Below are 15462 nucleotides of genomic sequence, written 5' to 3'. Positions count from 1 at the left end.
TTAATGCTCCAGAATTTCCCGGTAGGCTGTGATCAAGTCCAGGGCGGCCGCGTCCCAATTCAGCCGCGTCTCGATCAGTTGCCGCCCGCGCCGGGCCATCGCGGGCCAGTCATCTTGATGCTCGAACGCCTTGCGCAGCGCCCGTTCGATGCCGAATGCAGTAGGTTCGCACATAATGAAGGCCCCGGTATAGGCGAAGTGGCTCGAGTCAGAGGTGCGCGAAATCACCATCGGCACGCTACGGGCCAGCGCTTCCATCGCGCCGATGGAAAACACGTCCGTCTGTGACGGGTGCACGAAGAGGTCGATGCTATCGAGGAAGGCAAGTTTGTCAGGGCCGAATTGCGGACCAATGAGTTCGACACCGCTTGCGGCGTAGCGACGAACGATGGCATCGCCTTCGGCCGATGCCGGCCCAGCCAGAAGCAGCCGCGCAGGGTAATTGGCAGTGACGCTGGCGAAGGCAGCGCAGAGCGCATCGAGATTCTTTTCGCGCGAAATCCGGCCGATGTAACCGATCCTGAAATCCGCTCCGGCTTTCCGCCGGTCGGGCGGCGGAGGGAAGTCCTCAAGATCCACGCCATTGGGGATGACGCGCATCCTCTTGGGCCGGATCTCTGCCAGGGCCTCGGTGCTTTCTTCCTCGGTCAAGACCTGGATCAGCGCGGCCAGTTCCAAGTGGCGCTTCTGGAGCAGCAGATGAAACAGGCGTTTTTGCAGCCGGTTTCGCCATCTGTTGCGTGCCGGTGACAAGCCACCGTGAAGGGTTACGACATAGGGCGTGCCGGCCGCCTTGCAGACCCGTCCAACCCACAGGTTGAGTGGTGAATAGGTGCCGTGCAGGTGTACGACGTCAGCTGCCCCGACGGCCTGTCGCACTGCGTCGCGAAACGCCGGGCTCTGCTTCGAGTAGACCGTGACGTCAAAGCCGTCTCGCGCGATTACTTCGCCCTCCTGCGCTGCCGTCTGAGCCCTGCCCAGGACGGCGACCGACGCCCCATGCCGGGCCGTGTATTTGGCCAGCCCTGCAATAACTTGGTTGACGCCATTGGCGCGGTTCTTGTCGGCCTTGCCAAGGATGACATGCAGAACTTTCATCATCGCTCTGCCTTGGCTGCTGTTTGTGGTTCAAGGTGGCTTTCGTCCTCGCAAAACCTAAGCACTCTTGCACGGTCGCGTTGTAAACGGCCTATTACGTAGATCGAGAGACCGATGAAGAACAGCTCTAGTGTCGTTTTGGCGTAGTAGACACCGTGTGTTGTTAGCGTTCGCATCAGCATCGAGTTTGTGAAAAGGAAGATGATAAGTGCTGCGCAGGTAACTCGCTGATCGGAATTGGAGCGCGCCTGCAAAAAAGCCAACCGAGAGACCATATAGAGTTTACCGGAAAAGATAGTAAAAAACGCGATCCCTAGTGTCCCAGACTTGAGGAATATGGTTACGAATCCGTTATGAAAATATGGGATCAGAGTAAGTTTGTCGACGAACGGTCCCCTAGCGAAACTTCCGAAACCGACCCCGATCAGATTTGCCCAACCGCCAACTTGCTGGACCTGTTCAATGCCGAGATATGCCTCGTATCCCCTCCAGTTTTCGTTAATGTCTCCTAAGTCCGAGTAATTCGAGATTCTAAATTCCTGAAGTGAGTTCTGTAGTTTTCCGAGGAAACTAAAATCGCCACTAGTCGATCCTGTTGGCGCAATATATGATAATTGTAAGAGTGGGGCGGCAATTACGAACATAGTGCCAACGAACACGGCGCTTTGTATCAATCGGTTGTGGGAATAGACGAATACTAGCGAGATAAAGGTGATCGAGATGTTGACCCGCGACAGAGAAGCGATAATCAGAGCCAAGTTGAGTATTGCAAGCGCAGAGAGCGTCGATCTTGCCGCCAGTGCAGCAAGAGTCGGTCGAAGTGAAATGATCAGTAGAAGTGCGAGCGTAGAGGCGGTGCTGTCCAGCCCATATGAATAGCGTGCTTCGAGCGAGATGTTAAAAACACCACCGCTGAACAGGAAGTCAGAAAAGAGCATTATCGAGATAATAGTGAAAATTTTGACTGCTGTAGTCAAAATGCGCTCAAAGTCGGATGGACTATTGATGAATGTTAGGCCTAGGATCAGCATTAGAATTGGCGCGAAGAAGAAGTACAGATCTTTGCCCGTATTCCACGCCGAAAACGGATAAGGTGAGAGCGTAATAGTTGACAATACGGCCACCAAGAAAATCGCGCCTAGTGCGGGTATGCCGGCTCGACGGATATCGCCGAAATGGACCCTCCGGTTTGCCAGGCAATACAGGGCGAAAGCAACTAGGATAGGCGCAAAACTGATAAACCCCAGGACGAAAAACATCGTTAAGAAGGCAGCCGTAAAGAGGTTGATCGTCTTGACCTTAAAACTGTGCATTGTCACAACTCAGCTGTTTCACGCAGCCGCGTTCCGGTTGGAACGTCTGTTCGCCTGACCCGACTGCATCCGCCACTGGCTGAGGCCGCGCCGGCCGAGAAATCGGCTAGGTTATGCGTCGGGGTTGTCGTCACGCGTTACTCTCCGAAATCATGCGTCGCTTTACGAAGGCAAGGCCGCGCAGGACGGCGGAAGGCAGGAGCGCCATTGATAGCTGCGCGTAGAAGCGCGGGTAGCACAAAAGGTCTGGCTCGGCCGAAACCGTTCTTCGGGCCACGTGTAAAACGTCGCCGTAGCTTCCGCCAAGACGTCGTGTGAACCATACATCCGCGGTCAGTGCTGCCAAGCGATAGCTCTTACCGGCCCCGGCCTTGAGGTTGTTGGGCACCGCTCGCTGATCCGCCTGCCCCTGCAGGTAGGCCGATGCATGGACCCGGTCAGCAATTTTTCTGTCGATGGATTTGACTAGCGATGAAGTGGTGCTGGCTTCGTGAACGCGATAGCGGAAGTACGGCTTGTCGCTGTAGAGAACACTTCCGAATCCCGATGCACCGATGAAGAAAAACAAGTCCGCAGTGAAGGGCAGTTCTTCTTGGAACCTATAACTTGAGGGGATGACCTTGCGGTTGTATATTACGGTGGGGCAGATCACACTCATCTTGCCGTTGAGAAACCTGGTAAAGAATTCGTTGCCAGACATCTCTGAGGGCAAATCCAGAGTTCGGTGGAACTGTCGCTTGCCATCTCTGTTGATGATCGTTGCTGCCGAATGAAGAAACGCTGCGCCTTCCGCCCTAGCTATCATGGGAACGGTCGTTGCTAGGAATTCCGGGGTCAACTCGTCGTCGTCGTGTAGGATCAGGAGGTACGGCGCATCACCCAACATCAACGCCCGGTTCCAGTTGCCGACCATGCCGAGGTTTGATGGATTGCGTATGTATGTAACCCCCCGGCTTTTAAACTCAGCGCATGCTTCTTCGGTGTCATCGGTCGAGCAATTGTCAAGCACGTAAAGGTTGAACCCGCCCATGGTCTGTGCCAACGCGCTCTCGATCGCTAACCGAAGCTGACCGGACCGGTTGTATGTCGGGATCACGATATCGATGGTGTTGTTGTCCATGGTCATCACTCTTTCTGTCGCCGCGGGGCGATGGCGCTGTAGGAACGGTGTCGACGTATCACGTATGGTTGCGCACTAGGGACAATAAAGTCGGCGAATAGGAAAGGGCTAGCGCGGCGATGGCGGGCACGAGCATTTCATATGATGTCGGGGTCAAGAACAGTGCGTGGGCCAGAACCTTCGCCAAAAAGAAGGTCGCGGCGATCCAGGCAATTGTGGCAAACGCGCGCAACACCAAACGGATCCGACCGATCCCAAGTACCCGCATGGTGACAGGAAACACGATCACGAGGGGAATGACCTGGCTCGCTGTCCAAACTACGCTCATGCCTAGCGGCCCATAGGTCGGAAGCGTTAGGAGCCCGCCGACCAGGATGGTGCCTGCCATCAAAGCGGTGGACAGGACCGAAATCGACGTTTGGCCGACGGCGTTAGCAAGATTGATCGTGATTGTGCCGTAGATCGACATCGCATAGCCGGCGGACAGCACAGCGAGGAAGGGGTAGACCTCGGCGGCGGTGACGGGATCCAGCCAGAGTGACAGGTAAGTCTTGCCAAAAACTAATAGCGAGAAGATCAGAGGCAGAAACAGGATGCCCACCTTGTCGAAGGCTGCGTTGATAGTTGCGCGAATGGCCGCCTTATCGCTGCGGCTGAAAAGCTTGGCGACGGATTGGATGTAGGGGATCGTGGCCGCGGAGAGAAAATCGGAAATCTTCCCCACCACTTGGAAGGCGATGTAGTAGTGGGCGAAATTTACCACAACCCCAGTGGAGGCGACCAGGATCTTATCGGTGTAGGACGAGACCTTGTTGAAAATGTCGATCGCGAAAACGCTAAACGAATAGTGCAGGATGGCTTTCATAAGCGATGCGTTTTTCGGGATCGCAATCCGAACTCGATTCGGGAAATGTACGACGTAGGCCAGCATCACTACGTGAGCAAAAGTGGACAGCGCTACGACCAAGATCAGCGCTAGAAGTGTTTCTTTAAACAGCGTAACTGCAGCGATGGATGCGCCCCAACGCAACATGTCGAAGGCCACGGTCGTGTTGTAGGCGAACCGGAAGCGTTCCAGCGCATACATGACGCTGACGTAGAGCGAGCGGGCCACGAACAACAACGAGGTGGCCAAAGCGAGGTAGTAGATCGTTCGATTGGACGTCGTCGCCTCAATTCCCATCAGCCATAAGATAGGGTCGGATAGCAACAGACCAATGCCCACGAAGAACAGGCAAAAGACCGCCGTCAGAATAAAGATTACGCTGAAGACTTCGCTCACGTCCTCTGCGAGCGACATCGAAACGAAACGCAGTGTGGACTTGGTAATCCCCAGATCCGCCATAGCAAAATATATGATGAGGATCGAGAAGATGCCGAACAGACCGTAGGTTTCCAGGCCCGCCTGCCAAATAATCACTGGGATCGCTAGGAACTGCAAAACCGCCGTCGCGATCTTAACTGCGATCCCGCCGAACACCCTAAGGTCGAGAAGTGTTGCGTGGGACTCGGCCGCGGTTCGCAGTTTGGGCCTCAAATAATCCTCTCCCAGTCGCTGGGAGGTGAGAATTTGGCGAAGGGTGGATGCTGGGTATCGCGTGCCGATAGTATCGGGGCTTCGTTGGGCCAGTCGAAGGCGAAGCTGTTCCACAGAATGCCCTTGTCGTTTTCCGGGCTGTGGCCCGTTTCGACGAGGTAAAGCAGCGCGCTGTCGTCCGCCTTCGCGTAAAAGCCGTGGGCGATCCCCTTGGGTAGCAGAACAGCGTTCTGGCCGTCGGGCGCAAGCTCAACTGCGACGGTCTCACCATAGGTTGCGCCTGGCCGGAGGTCGAGCAGCACGTCAGTGACCTTGCCGCCCAGGCAGACCACCACCTTGGCATGGTCATCGGGTGGGAGCTGGAAATGCATGCCGCGCAGAACCCCCTTGGCCGAGGTCGTGAGATAGATCTCTTGGGGCAGGTAACCCGGTAAATACATTCCGAAGCCACCAGCGTGAAACAGCTTCTGAAAGCTGCCGCGAGAGTCTTCAAATGTTGTCAGCCGTGCGGAGAAACAGCCGGGCAGCGCAAGTGGGGTGGCATCAAGCTTCATCACGCCTCACAGAAGTAGTCTCTTAGACCGTCATCGAGTGAGATGCGCGGGTGCCAGTTGGGTAGCCGTGGTGCGGTCTCCCAGACGTCGCGCAAGGCGGGATCCTCTTCGGCCATGTCCTTGAACTGCACTGAGAGCTCCGGGGCTATACCATCCTTGAGACGCGCCGTAAGTGCGCCGAGCTTAACCGTCTCGCTGCCCAGCAAGAAGGCGGTCTTGACCGTGTGGAGGGGCAGGTCTTCCGTATGCAAAGCGGCTGCGAGTAGGCCCTCTTGTACGTCGGCTATGTGCAGCAGATTGATCGGCTGCGCCCAAGATCGCAACAGTGCCGCTTGGCCACCGAGCCAGCGGCACTTCAACATCGGTAGGAGCTTGGAGCGGGTATCGTTGCCGCCGTAGGTATCGTTCAGCTTGAGGTTGATGGCGCGGAACGGTGCCTCGCTCGCATAGCTTTCGAGGCTCTTGGCGTTGAAGGCCTTGAGCTGAGCGTAAAGATTCGCTGGCCTCTCGGCGCCGGTGGCGGAGTATTCCCAGCTGGTGCCTATATTGACGATTCGACTGTGGCCGGACAACTTCAACGTCTCAAAAATTAGGAGCGGAAACTCGAGATTACCTGCGACCAAGGGAGGAATATCGGTGGCCACATGACGGCTGACAAAATGGCCCGCGATATTGAGGATCACCGGATTATTGAGTCGAGTGATCTGCTCGGCTAGGTCTTCCGCCCCGATCCATGGCGTTGCGGTGTCTGCGTCCGGCGTCCTGGGTGGGGCCGTGCCGGGACGAGGGATAAGGTAAGGCCGAATACCCGCCGCCCGCAGGGTGGCCAACAGATGGCTTCCAACATAGCCACTGAAGCCAGTCAGGCAAACGGTCGAGTCGGCCAAGCCGTCAGGAACGGTAGGCTTATAGTCTGACATAGCTGTCGATCTGCTCCTTGGTCAGTGCCCGCAACGCATTCGGTGACGGGTTCATATATGCCTTACGATACCAGTCCGCGGTCCACTTAATTGTGGTCTTGAGGTCGAGGACCGGCTGCCAACCGAGGGTTTCGTTGGTCTCGGCGCAATCGAGGTCCAGCGTGGCCGCTTCCTTCCAGTCCTGTTCTGAGTTCGAGATTTCGACCGACGCTGCATCACCCCAAGCCTCGGCGAACATTTTGGCTAGTGTCCCCACCGACTGGTGGTTGCGGTCGCTGGGGCCAAAGTTCCAAGGGCCTTCGAAGGCTCGATCCAGCACCATTGCCTCAATCAGCATCATATAACCATAGAGAGGCTCGACGACGTGCTGCCAGGGCCTGGTCGCGAGCGGGTTGCGCAAGACTAGCGGCGCGCCGCGAGAAAACGCACGCGCGCCGTCTGGCAGCAACCGGTCGATCGACCAGTCGCCACCGCCGACCACGTTGCCGGCGCGCGCTGAGGCCAGAACCGGCCCGTCAGATGAATTGAAGTAAGACGCAGCATAAGCTCCCACCACGATCTCTGTACCAGCCTTGGAGGCGGAGTAGGGGTCATGCCCGCCGAGCGGATCGGTGATCCGAAAGGCGCGGTTCTCGTCGTTGTTTCGGTAGCATTTGTCAGATGAGATCACTAGGACGGCGAGGTTTCCTCCTAACTCGCGGCAAACCTCGAGTAAGTTGACGACTCCCATCACGTTGGTCGCGAAGGTGCCCACAGGATCACGGTACCCGGTTGATACTATCGGCTGCGCGGCCAAGTGCAAAACGACCTCGGGACGGGACGCGATCATCGCATCGCGCAGTGCAACGGGGTCGCGGATGTCACCGATAACACTGTTCATCAAGCAGTCGAGCTGCAACAGCGAATAGAGGGCTGGATCTGTCTCGGGTGCGAGGGCGAAGCCGGTGACTTCAGCTCCTAACTCGCTCAGCCAAAAAGCTAGCCACGCGCCCTTGAAACCCGTGTGACCTGTCATGAAGACGCGCTTTCCGCGCCAGAATTCGGGGCTGACTCGACGCCTTTCCACTACGATCTCCAAGGCGGGTTACCGCTGTCCCAGAGACTTTCGAGATACAATTTATCGCGGAGCGTATCCATCGGTTGCCAGAAACCACCGTGATCCCAGGCCTGCAACTCGCCATCGGCGGCGAGCCGGCGCATCGGGTCCTGCTCCCAGACAGTCTCATCGTCCTTTATGTAGTCTCTTACTTTCGGATTTAGGACAAAGAAGCCTCCGTTGATGCGGTACTGGTCCGAGGCGATCTTTTCGCGAAAGCCCGTTACACGGTTCTCACCGTCGATGTCGAGAACGCCGAACCGGCCCGGTGGAGTAACCGCAGTCACAGTGGCAAGCTTGCCGTGGGCTTTGTGGAAGGCGATTGAGGCTGAAATGTCGACGTTGCTCAGGCCGTCGCCATAGGTCAAGCAGAACGGCTCGTCTGGGGAGACGTGCCCTATCGCGCGCTTAATCCGACCCCCGGTCAATGTGTCTCTGCCGGTATCGACCAGTGTGACCCGCCAATCCTCAGCTCGGTGCTTGTGCACCTCCACTTCTTGAGTGGCCAGATTTACTGTGAAGTCTGACAGCGACGCGGCATACTCGAGAAAGAATTTCCTGACATATTCAGCCTTGTAGCCAAGGCAGACGACAAACTCGTTAATGCCATGCCGGGAGTAGTGGCTCATTATGTGCCACATGATAGGACGCCCACCAATTTCGACCATCGGTTTGGGCCGAACGTCCGTTTCTTCAGCCAGGCGGGTGCCAAACCCACCAGCTAGGATCATTGCTTTCATTTTAGATTTTCCCGGATTACGGCCCCTAAGGTCTCCACCATGTAGTCAAGCATTCCTTCGGTGATCCCCGGCCAGACACCGATCCAGAAACTATCACGCATCGTCTTGTCAGTGTTGTCGAGATTTCCGACCACGCGATGGTCGATATTTTTGAAGGCAGGTTGGCGCAGCAAGTTACCGGCAAAGAGAAGCCGCGTACCGACCTTCCTTTTTTCTAACTCTTTTACGATCGTAGTACGATCAAGACCTGCTCCATCGCGCAATGTCATGAGGTATCCGAACCACGACGGCTCAGAGTTCGGTGTAGCTTCAGGCAGATGCAGATACTCTTCGAGTCCTGCCGCTTTGATCCGACGCGTGAGGCCATTGAAATTTGCATTACGTTTGGAGATGAACATATCAAGCTTGGCGAGCTGGCTACAGCCAATTGCTGCCTGCATGTCAGACACCTTCAGGTTATATCCGATGTGAGAATAAATGTACTTGTGATCATAGCCCTTTGGCAGATCGCCAAGTTCCCACTCGAAGCGTTTGCCGCATGTGTTGTCGCATCCGGGTTTGCAGTAACAGTCGCGCCCCCAATCGCGGAAACTCTCTGTGATCCGGGCCAAGCGAATGCTGTCCATCAGCACGGCGCCGCCTTCACCCATAGTTATGTGGTGCGCCGGGTAGAAGCTCAGAGTAGCCAAGTCACCGAATGTGCCGACACCTTTGCCGTCAATCTTCGCGCCGAAGGCGTCACAGCAGTCTTCAACCAAATAGAGGTCGTGCTCGCGGCACAGCTCTGCAATGCGGACCGCGTCGAAGGGATTGCCTAGGGAGTGCGCGATCATGATCCCCCGGGTTTTGGGCCCGATGGCTGCCTCAATTCTGTTGACGTCTATATTATGGGTCGCCAGATCGATATCCACGCATACCGGAACACAGCCAAATTGTACTATTGGCGCGACGGTGGTCGGAAAACCTGCTGCAACCGTAATGATTTCATCGCCTGGCCGAATTCTCTTTTCGCCCAGTTTCCACGAGGTGAGCGTAGAAAACGCAAGGAGATTGGCTGCGGAGCCAGACACTGTAAGCTTCGACATTTTACGGCCGAACTTCTCGGCTAGTTTGCTTTCGAATTCATCCGCATACCTACCAGCCGTGAGCCACATATCCAAAGCGGCGTCGATCAGATTAACACCATCTTGGGCGTCCAGAACTTTGCCGGAGGGTGGAATGTATGTTTCTCCTGGCACGAACTCTTTTGGTGCAAGTGTCTGCTCCAGGTACTCGCGGCTCGTTTGCAGAATCTGGTTTCGATCTATGTTCACAGAGGTCTCCAATTTTTAATGCCTTTGTCATAAGAGCTTTTCAGAAAAGCCCATCAAGCGCTTTTTTCGATCTTCCACAAACGCTAGAATCCAAGCGCATGCCGTTTAGGTATTTTACCAACTTGGAGTCGATAGCTGTGGTCACCCAAGCGGTAAGAGGGAAAGCTATCACCTTGTCATTTCTGAATCCTTAATACGCCAAATTTTCATAAACAACATTGGATTTAGAGAGCTTTTACAGGGATGCTCACCGCTACATGATGCCCCCGATAACACAGAGCCCAAACCTTCAAATGCCCGATAACGTTTACTCCCGGGGCCATTCAGCGCCGATGCCGGTCAGGACGGGCTCCCCCGCGTCACAAGAGGCCGAAACCCCAAAGCTCACTTCCCAAAACTCGGCCAGAGTACCGCAATGACATGCGTACCTGCCGAGGCATCCGATCATCCTGACATTCGCGCAGGCTCACGCATGGCCACTCAAGCGGTTTTGAGCGGGTCACCCGTTCGGCGCCGTGTTTTTCAACGACACCCAACGGTCACGCGGGCACCCGTAGCTGACAATATGCAGCGTTGAAAGCCGAATTTTTTAATGTGTGCTCGGCACGAAGTTGCGCGCAAGGGTTGCGCCGAACCGATGACTTGACCATCTGTGGCTCAGTCACATTCCTCCAAGGGTGGTTTCTCCATGACCTCCGATCACTCGACTCAAGACATGATAGCCGATTGGCATCTGTTGCTGTGCAAGCCCAACCAGAATCATATCGCGTTCAGGCATCTCTCTCGCCTGGACGTGGATCTCTTCATGCCGCAGCACATGGTGGAGCGCCGGTGGCGGGGGCAGATTCGGATCGAGCAGCGCCCCGTTTTCGCCGGATATATCTTCTTCAGCAAAAACGGGGCGGGGGTGCACTGGTCCCAGCTTCGCTCAACGCCAGGCGTGTCGCAGCTTGTCGGTTTCGGGCAAAACGGTCCGGCCTGCGTGCCGGGAGAAATCGTTCGTGGCCTCATGCGGCGCTGTGACGAATTTGGTGTCTTGCAAGCGGATAACGATCTGGTCGCAGGCGATGACATCCGCATCACAAGCGGGCCGTTTGCAGACTTCGTAACGACGATCGAGCACATAGATGACGAGAAAAGGATCCACGTTCTGTTGGACCTTCTGGGCGCCCATACAAGGGTGACGCTGGACCGTCAGCGCGTTGTGCGGCAAGAGTGAAGGCCTGCGCTGACATGTGGAGCGACAAGTCCGCCACTCCCTTTCCATGATAAAAACTGGCCATGAAAACATCACCGAACCGCTTGCCATATAAAATAATCTGTGAGATGACACTTCATGGTTGTGATTGCATAAGACGTCAGTACGAAGAGCAAGTCTCGCGCGCTACTGATCGCTCAGCAGTGGCGATTTCGTTACTAAGTGGCGCGACTTTTCGCATGTGGATCGAGCGGTGGCCGCACGATTCACTCAAAAAAGCACCAGAACGTTTCAACGTCGCCCTCCGGGCTGTGCGAAATGCAGCGGCAGTGGTGTAGGGCTAAAGTGATGGTGGTTTTCGAATGATCTATCTTACTCCTGCGGCTGTCGCATTTTTAGCAAGCTTTGTCATCGCTGTGCTGATCGTCGCGACGGAAAAATTGCATGGATATCTCAGCCATGACCACGATCCCGGCGTTCAGAAGCTTCATCAGAAACCTGTTCCGCGAATTGGCGGCCTGTCTCTTGTGATTGGATTTGTTGCTGGCGGTTTGGCGTTGGTGCCAGACGCATTTCACTTGTGGCTGCTGACATGTGTTGCTGCTGTTCCCGCTTTGGGATCAGGTTTGATAGAGGACATCACTAAAAGAGTAAGCGCCAAATGGCGTCTTTTGGCAACGCTCTGCGCGGGCCTTATCTTCATTGCATTGACCGGTTACTACATAGACCACACGGATGTTTTGGGTCTGGATTGGATGCTGGCCTACAAATGGTTTGCCATTCCCTTCACAGTCATCGTGATTGCGGGAGTTGCCAATGCCTTCAATATTATTGACGGGGTCAATGGTTTATCATCCGGCACCGCCTTGATTATTCTAACCGGGTTTGCCGCTGTTGCGGCATTAGAAGGGGATGCGACGATTCTCTCCCTCTGCTTGGTGTCAATCGGCGCTCTGAGCGGTTTTTTCCTGCTCAACTTTCCTTTTGGTAAAATCTTTCTCGGCGATGGCGGCGCCTACATGACGGGCTTCCTTCTGGTGGTTATTGCGCTGATGCTGCCTCTTCGCAATTCGGAGCTCTCGCCTCTCATCGGTATCATGGCCCTGTCCTATCCCATCATCGAAATGCTGGTCTCAATACGGCGCCGTATGGTGAGGCGGAATGCTCACCCCGGCAAGCCCGATCGGTTGCATCTCCATAGCCTTGTCTACCGGGGTCATGCCAGAAGGATCGCGGCACAGGCTGCGCCTTTGGAAAAGCTGCGTAACCCCATCACAGCGGCGCTCGTGTGGCCACTTCCGTGCATTGCCGTGTGCTTGATGCTCGTGTCGCGCACGAATTCTGCGGGCATCCTTGTGAGCCTCGCGATCGTCTTTATACTTTATATTCTGACCTATCGGCGCGTCGCTCTGATGCGGCGGGCTGCGGGGCGCCGGCAAACCGCCGCCTGACATCACGTGCGCTGATGTGGCTGAAAAATGACGTGCTCTCTCAAAAAGGAATGGGCACATATGCTAGGGATGCCTTCGAGCGAAAAGCAGGCTAAGCAAGGCATCATGGCAGTCAGTATCCATAAAGCGCTTCAACCAACCGTCGCGGTCATAGTTTTTTCCATTACGCCGTCGCTCTCGAAGTCAGAGGCCGATATTGCCACCGGATATAACAGCTACGGCTATCCCGGCATGATCGACATGCCAGTTGCCACCAGTCGACCCGACGGAGAACTTGCCTTCACGACGAGCAATTTCTCTGGGCAGACCCGCAATACGCTGACTTTCCAAATGTTGCCGCGCCTGTCAGGCAGTTTTCGCTACTCGGTCCTGGAGGAGTATGGCGGTGGAGGCACGCTCTATGACCGCAGCTTCTCAGTGCACTACCGTTTCATCGACGAAATTGAAGGCGGCTGGCGTCCGTCAGTTGCCATCGGGCTCAATGACTTTCTCGGGACGGGTGTCTACTCCTCGGAATATGTCGTGGCCACCAAAACCCTGACGCCGCGCCTGCGGTTCAGCGCTGGTATTGGCTGGGGCCGTCTTGGCACAAGTGGAGGCTTCACCAACCCCCTGTCGATCTTTGGCGAGTCCCTCAAGACCCGCCCGTCGCGAGACTTTGCGTTGGGCGGAGAAATCGAAGCCGATCAATTCTTTCGCGGTGACGCAGCCTTCTTCGGGGGCCTCGAATGGCAGGCCACGGATCGGCTCAAGCTCACGGCAGAATATTCTTCTGACGCGTATCCGCAGGAGAGCCGCTCCGCTGTTGATCTGGCCTCCCAAATGAACTTTGGGGCAACTTACGCGGTTCACCCGGGTGTCGATTTATCTTTGCGCTACCTCTACGGCAACGAGATCGGCATTCAGCTCACCGCAGCCTTGAACCCCAAAGATCCGCCCTTCCTAGGCGGATTTGAGCCGGCGCCACCGCCAGTTCTTCCACGAACATCTGCTGCGCAACTCTCCTGGTCGGAAATCATCGCGTCGCGTGACACCCTGACTGAAAAGGTGAGTGAAGCTTTATCAGGACAAGGAATACGCCTGCACGGGCTCGATCTCGATGGGGCCTCGGCGCGGCTCGAAATAGAGAACACGGCCTATCTGCAGGAAGCGCAGGCCGTGGGCCGGAGCGCGCGCGTTCTATCGCGCCAGATGCCGTCGCGCATCACCGCCTTCAACATCGTGGTTGTCACGGGCGGTATGCCCGTCTCCGAGGTGCGGATTAGCCGCAGTGATATGGAAGACCTCGAGCATGAGCTTGACGGAAGCTGGCAAAGCTTTGCCCGTGCGGCTATCGCGTCCCCCTCGGCTAGAACCTCGCCCACAAAGGACCGTTATCCTCGGTTCGACTGGTCGCTCTCGCCTTATCTGATGCCAAGTCTTTTCGATCCTGACAATCCAGTCAGAGCCGATTTCGGAGCTCACCTGTCAGCGACCGTCGAACCTACAGCCGGCTTGGAGTTTTCAGGTGCTCTGCGCAAGAAAATCGTAGGCAATCTTGATGAGGCAACACGCAAATCAAACTCTGCATTGCCGCGCGTGCGCAGTGAGTTCCCTCTTTATGACAAGGCAGGCGATCCGACGATCCCCTATTTGACCGCCGCTTACTACTTCAAGCCAGGGCGTGATTATTACGGCCGTGTGACCGCTGGGTATCTGGAGAGGATGTTTGGCGGAGTTTCCACGGAAGTGCTCTGGAAACCCGATGACAGCCGTTTCGCGTTGGGCGTCGAAGTGAACTATGCCCAAAAACGCGACTTCGATCAATTGTTCGGTTTCCAGGATTATGGCGTGACCACCGGGCATGTGTCAGCCTACTGGGACATGGGCAACGGATTTCAGGCGCAGGTTGATACCGGGCGCTACCTTGCCGGAGATTGGGGCGCGACCTTCTCGCTCGACCGGGAATTCAATAACGGTTGGAAAATTGGAGCATTCGCGACGTTGACCGATGTCCCATTCAGTACTTTCGGTGAAGGCTCGTTTGATAAAGGAATCAGGCTGACCGTCCCGATCACATGGCTTACCGGTGAGCCCAACAAATCAAGCTATAGCACAACGATACGCCCCCTTACACGCGATGGCGGCGCGCGGCTCAATGTTGGAGGACGGCTCTACGATCGCGTTCGGCCCCTCCAGAAACCTGCTCTACAGGACGGGTGGGGGAGATTCTGGCGATGACAACAACCGACAGGAAATTCCTCAAAGCCCTATCGCTTATCATGGCCTCGTTCGCACTTCTTTTTCCAAGCGCTTGTGACCGTTTGACTGACGGCTTGGGCGTAACGGGCCAGGTTGAGAAAGTTGCGCCCAAACCGATTGGTTCTAAGCGACTGCGCGTTACCTTGCCCAACCTTGGGACACAGGCAACGCTGGCTCCCATAACACAGCGACAGGATGTGACTGTCTGGCAGACCTTGGATGGGATCACCCTGGCGTTTCGGGATGGGGTTGTGATCCAGACAAGAGGGCTGGGCAATGATTTGATGTCCAGCGATGTTTCAGAAAATCTTGATATGCTCGGTGGCACTAAGGTTAATGCCTATTATCCACATATCCGATCATATCTTGACGGAGAAGATCGGTTGGTTTTTCAAGGCTATCAGTGCCGCCAACTCGGTCGCCAAACCCACCAGGTAATGGTTGGAGGCAGATCATTGCCTGCCAAGCAGGTTGGGGAGACTTGTAAGTCTCAAAATCACGAGTTCTCGAATACGTATTGGCTGGATCAAGGTGGGCTTGTCATCAAATCTCGTCAATGGGTAAGCTCGAACGTCGGATATATGGAAACCGAATACACCGTCTGGTAGCCATCTGATGATCCGATGATGTGACCGCGCTTCGATGAGGACAATTTGTCAAGGTGCATTTCAGGGGTTTCTCAAGGAAGGGTGGTCATGTGGGAGATCATCACGGTCGAACTCGATCTGGCGAAGAATGAGTTGCAAGCGCTTGGGGGCAATTCCTCCGGCTGGGACATGCTGCGCGAAAATCTGTGACGGCCGCAGGCTCATGAGGTTTCGGATGGCTGTTTCTTGCGGCTTTGCGATAGACGTCAGTGACGGTGCGCATTCCTCGGCCAG

13 protein-coding genes are annotated in these 15462 nt (G+C 55.7%); 4 read left to right on the top strand and 9 right to left on the bottom strand.

Annotated features, from left to right (window positions below; translation table 11 throughout):
• The 9 genes from ACEWPM_RS17055 to rfbH form a co-directional block, all read right to left on the bottom strand.
• On the bottom strand, positions 1-1101 hold the full coding sequence (locus ACEWPM_RS17055) for a glycosyltransferase family 4 protein (protein ID WP_393963858.1): 1101 nt from the start codon (positions 1099-1101) through the stop codon (positions 1-3).
• Positions 1098-2411: a hypothetical protein gene (locus tag ACEWPM_RS17050; RefSeq protein ID WP_393963857.1), complete on the bottom strand. Its 1314-nt coding sequence runs from the start codon at positions 2409-2411 to the stop codon at positions 1098-1100. Before ACEWPM_RS17050 ends, ACEWPM_RS17055 begins: the two co-directional genes overlap by 4 nt.
• A 130-nt stretch (positions 2412-2541) precedes the next feature.
• Positions 2542-3531, bottom strand: coding sequence for a glycosyltransferase (locus ACEWPM_RS17045; protein ID WP_393963856.1), 990 nt, complete (start codon positions 3529-3531; stop codon positions 2542-2544).
• Positions 3532-3589: 58 nt separating this feature from the next.
• Positions 3590-5068 carry a lipopolysaccharide biosynthesis protein gene (locus ACEWPM_RS17040; protein ID WP_393963855.1) on the bottom strand — a complete coding sequence of 493 codons (1479 nt, stop codon included), beginning with the start codon at positions 5066-5068 and terminating at the stop codon, positions 3590-3592.
• The gene (locus ACEWPM_RS17035) at positions 5065-5622 is read right to left on the bottom strand and encodes a dTDP-4-dehydrorhamnose 3,5-epimerase family protein (protein ID WP_393963854.1); all 558 of its coding nucleotides are present in this window, start codon (positions 5620-5622) and stop codon (positions 5065-5067) included. The genes ACEWPM_RS17040 and ACEWPM_RS17035 overlap by 4 nt, the downstream gene beginning before the upstream one ends.
• Entirely contained in the window at positions 5622-6542 is a 921-nt protein-coding gene (locus ACEWPM_RS17030) for an NAD-dependent epimerase/dehydratase family protein (RefSeq protein ID WP_393963853.1), read from the bottom strand. Before ACEWPM_RS17030 ends, ACEWPM_RS17035 begins: the two co-directional genes overlap by 1 nt.
• Positions 6529-7557, bottom strand: a complete 1029-nt coding sequence (gene rfbG, locus ACEWPM_RS17025; protein ID WP_393963852.1) for a CDP-glucose 4,6-dehydratase — start codon at positions 7555-7557, stop codon at positions 6529-6531. The genes ACEWPM_RS17030 and rfbG overlap by 14 nt, the downstream gene beginning before the upstream one ends.
• A 50-nt stretch (positions 7558-7607) precedes the next feature.
• Positions 7608-8378 (bottom strand): glucose-1-phosphate cytidylyltransferase, encoded by a 771-nt coding sequence (gene rfbF, locus ACEWPM_RS17020; RefSeq protein ID WP_393963851.1) that lies wholly within the window; start codon positions 8376-8378, stop codon positions 7608-7610.
• Positions 8375-9691 (bottom strand): lipopolysaccharide biosynthesis protein RfbH, encoded by a 1317-nt coding sequence (gene rfbH, locus ACEWPM_RS17015; protein ID WP_393963850.1) that lies wholly within the window; start codon positions 9689-9691, stop codon positions 8375-8377. Before rfbH ends, rfbF begins: the two co-directional genes overlap by 4 nt.
• 688 nt (positions 9692-10379) lie before the next feature.
• Between rfbH and nusG the strand changes: the two genes are divergently transcribed.
• From nusG to ACEWPM_RS16995, 4 genes are all read left to right on the top strand, one after another.
• Complete coding sequence (gene nusG / locus ACEWPM_RS17010; protein ID WP_393963849.1) at positions 10380-10910, top strand: transcription termination/antitermination protein NusG; 531 nt, start codon at positions 10380-10382, stop codon at positions 10908-10910.
• Between the two features lie 341 nt (positions 10911-11251).
• The gene (locus tag ACEWPM_RS17005) at positions 11252-12340 is read left to right on the top strand and encodes an MraY family glycosyltransferase (protein WP_393963848.1); all 1089 of its coding nucleotides are present in this window, start codon (positions 11252-11254) and stop codon (positions 12338-12340) included.
• Positions 12341-12445: 105 nt separating this feature from the next.
• Positions 12446-14560, top strand: coding sequence for a YjbH domain-containing protein (locus ACEWPM_RS17000; protein WP_393963847.1), 2115 nt, complete (start codon positions 12446-12448; stop codon positions 14558-14560).
• Positions 14557-15189 carry a YjbF family lipoprotein gene (locus ACEWPM_RS16995; RefSeq protein ID WP_393963846.1) on the top strand — a complete coding sequence of 211 codons (633 nt, stop codon included), beginning with the start codon at positions 14557-14559 and terminating at the stop codon, positions 15187-15189. The genes ACEWPM_RS17000 and ACEWPM_RS16995 overlap by 4 nt, the downstream gene beginning before the upstream one ends.
• Positions 15190-15462: the final 273 nt, after the last annotated feature.

Origin of the sequence: Roseovarius maritimus, from assembly GCF_043355895.2 — a bacterium.
GTDB lineage: Bacteria > Pseudomonadota > Alphaproteobacteria > Rhodobacterales > Rhodobacteraceae > Roseovarius > Roseovarius maritimus.
The sequence above is the reverse complement of the archived record's forward strand: the minus strand, read 5'-3'. Positions and strand labels throughout refer to the sequence as shown.

Bases quoted from the DNA above. Each gene is read 5' to 3' on its own strand.
- ACEWPM_RS17030 (WP_393963853.1), bottom strand. From the start codon at position 6,542: ATGTCAGACTATAAGCCTACCGTTCCTGACGGCTTGGCCGACTCGACC.
- rfbF (WP_393963851.1), bottom strand. From the start codon at position 8,378: ATGAAAGCAATGATCCTAGCTGGTGGGTTTGGCACCCGCCTGGCTGAA.
- ACEWPM_RS16995 (WP_393963846.1), top strand. From the start codon at position 14,557: ATGACAACAACCGACAGGAAATTCCTCAAAGCCCTATCGCTTATCATG.
- ACEWPM_RS17045 (WP_393963856.1), bottom strand. From the start codon at position 3,531: ATGGACAACAACACCATCGATATCGTGATCCCGACATACAACCGGTCC.
- nusG (WP_393963849.1), top strand. From the start codon at position 10,380: ATGACCTCCGATCACTCGACTCAAGACATGATAGCCGATTGGCATCTG.
- ACEWPM_RS17055 (WP_393963858.1), bottom strand. From the start codon at position 1,101: ATGATGAAAGTTCTGCATGTCATCCTTGGCAAGGCCGACAAGAACCGC.
- rfbG (WP_393963852.1), bottom strand. From the start codon at position 7,557: ATGACAGGTCACACGGGTTTCAAGGGCGCGTGGCTAGCTTTTTGGCTG.
- ACEWPM_RS17000 (WP_393963847.1), top strand. From the start codon at position 12,446: ATGGCAGTCAGTATCCATAAAGCGCTTCAACCAACCGTCGCGGTCATA.
- ACEWPM_RS17005 (WP_393963848.1), top strand. From the start codon at position 11,252: ATGATCTATCTTACTCCTGCGGCTGTCGCATTTTTAGCAAGCTTTGTC.
- ACEWPM_RS17050 (WP_393963857.1), bottom strand. From the start codon at position 2,411: ATGCACAGTTTTAAGGTCAAGACGATCAACCTCTTTACGGCTGCCTTC.
- ACEWPM_RS17035 (WP_393963854.1), bottom strand. From the start codon at position 5,622: ATGAAGCTTGATGCCACCCCACTTGCGCTGCCCGGCTGTTTCTCCGCA.